Source organism: Streptomyces marokkonensis (genome assembly GCF_039539045.1).
In the GTDB taxonomy this organism is placed as follows: Bacteria; Actinomycetota; Actinomycetes; order Streptomycetales; family Streptomycetaceae; genus Streptomyces; species Streptomyces marokkonensis.
The window spans coordinates 1-4191 of the sequence record NZ_BAABCQ010000308.1 but is presented as its reverse complement, the minus strand read 5'-3'; the positions used below and the strand labels follow the sequence as shown (position 1 = coordinate 4191).

Annotated in this window: 1 protein-coding gene; it reads right to left on the bottom strand. The window is 73.3% G+C overall.

All coding sequences use genetic code 11. The features are described from left to right. Positions 1-4191, bottom strand: a 4191-nt coding sequence (locus tag ABEA26_RS35235) for a type I polyketide synthase (protein ID WP_345598059.1), incomplete at both ends; no start/stop codon positions are given.

Below are 4191 nucleotides of genomic sequence, written 5' to 3'. Positions count from 1 at the left end.
CCAGCTCCTCCAGACCACCCGCCAACACCACCGCACGGTGCTCGAAACGCGACCGGTTCACCGCGAGAGCGTTGCTGAGGTTCTTGAGCGAGACGCCCGGGGCGTCGGCCAACGACACCCGGATTCCCTCCGCTTGGGCCCTGAGCGCCTCGGACGACCGGCCCGACACGACGAATGGCAGCACCGCGTCCCCGAAGGGAGGCGCGGTGTCGCCCGGTGCGGCGGCCTCGGTGGCCGGGGCCTGCTCCAGGATCACGTGCGCGTTCGTGCCGCTGATGCCGAACGAGGAGACTCCGGCCCGGCGCGGCTCGCCCGTCTCCGGCCAGGACGTCTGCTCCGTCAGAAGCTCGACCGTCCTCGTCGACCAGTCCACATGGGTGGAGGGCTTGTCGACGTGCAGCGTCTGCGGGAGCACTCCATGGCGCATCGCCTGCACCATCTTGATCACACCGGCGACGCCCGCAGCGGACTGCGAGTGGCCGATGTTCGACTTGACCGAGCCCAACAGCAGCGGCCGGTCCTCCGGCCGGTTCTGCCCGTACGTCGCGATCAGCGCCTGCGCCTCGATCGGGTCACCCAGCGTCGTACCCGTACCGTGCGCCTCCACCGCGTCCACCTGCGACGCCGACAGACCGGCACTCGCCAACGCCTGACGGATCACACGCTGTTGGGAGGGACCGTTGGGAGCGGTGAGACCGTTGGAGGCGCCGTCCTGGTTCACCGCGCTGCCCCGCACCACCGCGAGGACCCGGTGACCGTTGCGCCGCGCGTCCGAGAGCCGCTCCACCAGGAGCATGCCGACACCCTCGGACCAGCCCGTGCCGTCCGCCGCGTCCGCGAACGCTTTGCAGCGCCCGTCCGCCGCGAGGCCCCGCTGCCGCGAGAACTCCGCGAAGATGCTGGGGTTCGTCAGGACGGTGACACCGCCGGCCAGCGCCATGGTGCACTCGCCCGACCGCAGCGCCTGCGTCGCCAGATGCAGGGCGACCAGGGACGACGAGCACGCCGTGTCCACGGTCACCGCGGGACCCTCGAAGCCGAACGTGTACGAGACACGGCCGGAGATGACGCTGGTCGCGTTGCCGGTCAGCAGATGCCCCTCGGCACCCTCGGGCAGTCGCATCCCGACCCCGTAGCTGGACGAGGCGGTACCGGCGAAGACGCCGATGTGGTGACCGCGTACGGACTCGGGGTCGATGCCCGCGTGCTCGAGGGCCTCCCAGGAGGTCTCCAGGAGCAGCCGCTGCTGCGGGTCCATGGCGACGGCCTCGCGCGGCGAGATTCCGAAGAACGCCGGATCGAACTCGGCCGCGCCGTAGAGGAATCCGCCCTCCAGCGTCGCCGACGTACCGCCGTCAGCCACCTCCGAGTAGAGGCCGTCCAAATCCCAGCCGCGGTCGGTGGGGAAGGCCGAGATGCCGTCGGCCCCGGTGGCCACGAGGCGCCAGAGGTCGTCGGCGTTCGCCACCCCGCCCGCGTAACGGCAGCTCATGCCGACGATCGCGATCGGCTCGTCGTCCGCGAGCCGTGTCACCGGAACGGCCGCCGGGGCCTCCGGCTGCGTGCCGAGGACCTCCCCGAGTACGTGGTCCGCGAGCGCCTCGGGCGTGGGGTAGTCGAAGATCAGGGTCGCGGGCAGTCGCAGGCCCGTGGCCCGGTCGAGCCGGTTGCGCAGTTCGACGGCGGTCAGCGAGTCGAAGCCGAGGTCCTTGAACGGCCGGGCGACGCCCACCCCTTCGACGCCGCTGTGGCCGAGGACCGCGGCCGCCTGACCGCGCACCAGGTCGAGCAGGGCCTTGCCGCGTTCCGCGCGGGAGAGGCCCGCGAGACGCTGCAGCAGCTTCACCGACCCGGCGAGCACTCCTGCCCTGCGCCGCGAGCTCGCGCGGACGAGTCCGCGGAACACGCCCGCGAGCGCGCCGACACCGGCCTGGCCGCGCAGGACGGCCAGGTCCAGGTGGACGGGGAGCAGCGCCGGGCGGTCGAGGGCGAGCGCCGCGTCGAACAGCTCCAGTCCTTCGTCGGAGGTCAACGGCACCACTCCGGACCGGGACATTCGGCTGGTGTCGCCGTCGTGCAGCCGCCCGACCATGCCGTCCGCGATGCCCCACGGACCCCAGGCCAGTGACGTGGCCGCGAGGCCGCGGCCCGCGCGGTGCTGGGCCAGCGCGTCGAGGAACGCGTTGGCGGCCGCGTAGTTGCCCTGCCCCAGCGAGCCGAAGGTTCCGGCGACGGAGGAGAACAGGACGAACATCGACAGGTCGAGGTGCTCGGTGAGCTCGTGCAGATGCACCGCGGCGTCGACCTTGGGCCGCAGCACGGCATCGAGTCGGTCGGCGGTCAGCGAGGACACGACACCGTCGTCGACGACACCGGCGGCGTGCACCACTCCGGTCAGCGGCCGCTCCTCGGGAATCGAGCCGAGCACCGCGGCCAGTGCGTCCCGGTCCGAGACGTCACAGGCCGCCAGGGTCACCTCGGCGCCGGCCCGGGTCAGCTCCGCGGTGAACTCCGCCGCACCGGGCGCCTCGGCGCCGCTGCGGCTGGTCAGCACCAGGCTCCGTACGCCGTGCCGGGCGACGAGGTGCCGCGCGACCAGGGCACCGAGGGCGCCGGTCGCGCCGGTCACCAGGACGGTGCCGTGCCGCTCGGACGCCGACTCGGGCTCCTTGGAGGCCTCTTGGGGCGCGGGCCGGGCGAGACGCGGGACGAGGACGCGGCCCTGGCGGACCGCCACCTGCGGTTCCCCGCCGGCCAGGATCTCGGCGAGGATGCCGGTGAGGGCGTCGGCGGGGGCGGCGTGCGAATCCGCGGTGTCGGCCAGGTCGACGAGGACCAGCCGGCCCGGGTTCTCGGACTGGGCGGACCGCACGAGACCCCAGGCAGCGGCGCCCGCGAGGTCGACCGGGCCGGTGCCGTCGCCCGCGGCCACCGCGCCCCGGGTCACGACGACCAGGAGCGCGTCGCCGTACCGCTCGTCGGCCAGCCACTCCTGCACCGTCGCGAGGACGGCGTGCGCGGTTTCACGCACGGAGGCGGCCAGACCGTCGCCCGTGCCGGGTGCGGGGGCGTAGCAGACGACGTCCGGCACGCGGTCCAGGGAGGCGAGATCCTCGTACGTGGGGACGCCGAGCGCTGCGAACGCGGCCGACTTCCCCAGCAGCGCCCAGTCCCTTGCTCCCTCCTTCGCCGGCGCCGATGCCGACGCCGGTGCCGACTGCGGCGACCACTCCAGGGTGAACAGGGCGTCCTTGCCGCCAACCTCGCTCCGCAGCAGCTCTGGTGAGACCGGGGCGAGCGTTACACGGTCCGCCACCGCGACCAGCCCGCCGGTCTCATCGGCCACGGCCACCGAAACGCCCTCGCGTGCGGGACGGATCCTTACGCGCAGCGCGGTTGCTCCCACCGCCGCCAAAGACACTCCGGACCACGCGGACGGCACGCCGCCCGCGGCCGCCTGCAGGGCGGCGTCGAGGAGCGCCGGGTGCAGGCCGAAGCCGTCGACGTCCGTACCCTCGGGCAGCGCGACCTCGGCGTACAGCTCGTCACCGCGACGCCACAGCGACCGCAGCCCGCGGAACGCGGTGCCGTGGTCGTAGCCCTCGTCGGCGAGGTCGTCGTACACACTCTGCGCCGACACCTCGGCGGCGTCCTGCGGAGGCCAGACAGCGAAGTCCGTTTCGTCCGCCAACTGCTCCTGAGCAGGTGCTAGTTCCCCGGTTACGTGCAGGTTCCAGTCTGCCTCGGGACCGTCGGCCTCAGAGCGCGTGTACACCTCCACCGCGCGACGCCCGTCCGCATCCGCCGCCGCCACAGTCAGCTGGACGGCGACACCCGTCCGCTCCGGAAGCACCAGCGGGGCCCGTACGGTCAGCGTGGCCAGCGACTCGCACCCGAACCGCTCCCCCGCGTGCAGCGCCAGCTCGACGAAGACCGCGCTCGGCACGACGACCGTGCCGTACACCAGATGGTCGCCGAGCCACGGGAGCGTCTCGACCGAAAGGCGCCCGGTGAACAGGAACCCGTCCGAACCGGCCAGCCGCACCCCGGCCGCCAGCAGCGGATGTCCGGCACCGCCCAGACCCGCCGCCGTAATGTCGCCCACGGGGGCGGCCTGAGCGGAGAGCCAGTAGCGGTCGTGCTGGAAGGCGTAGGTGGGCAGGTCGACGCGGCGGGCGCCCGTGCCGGCGA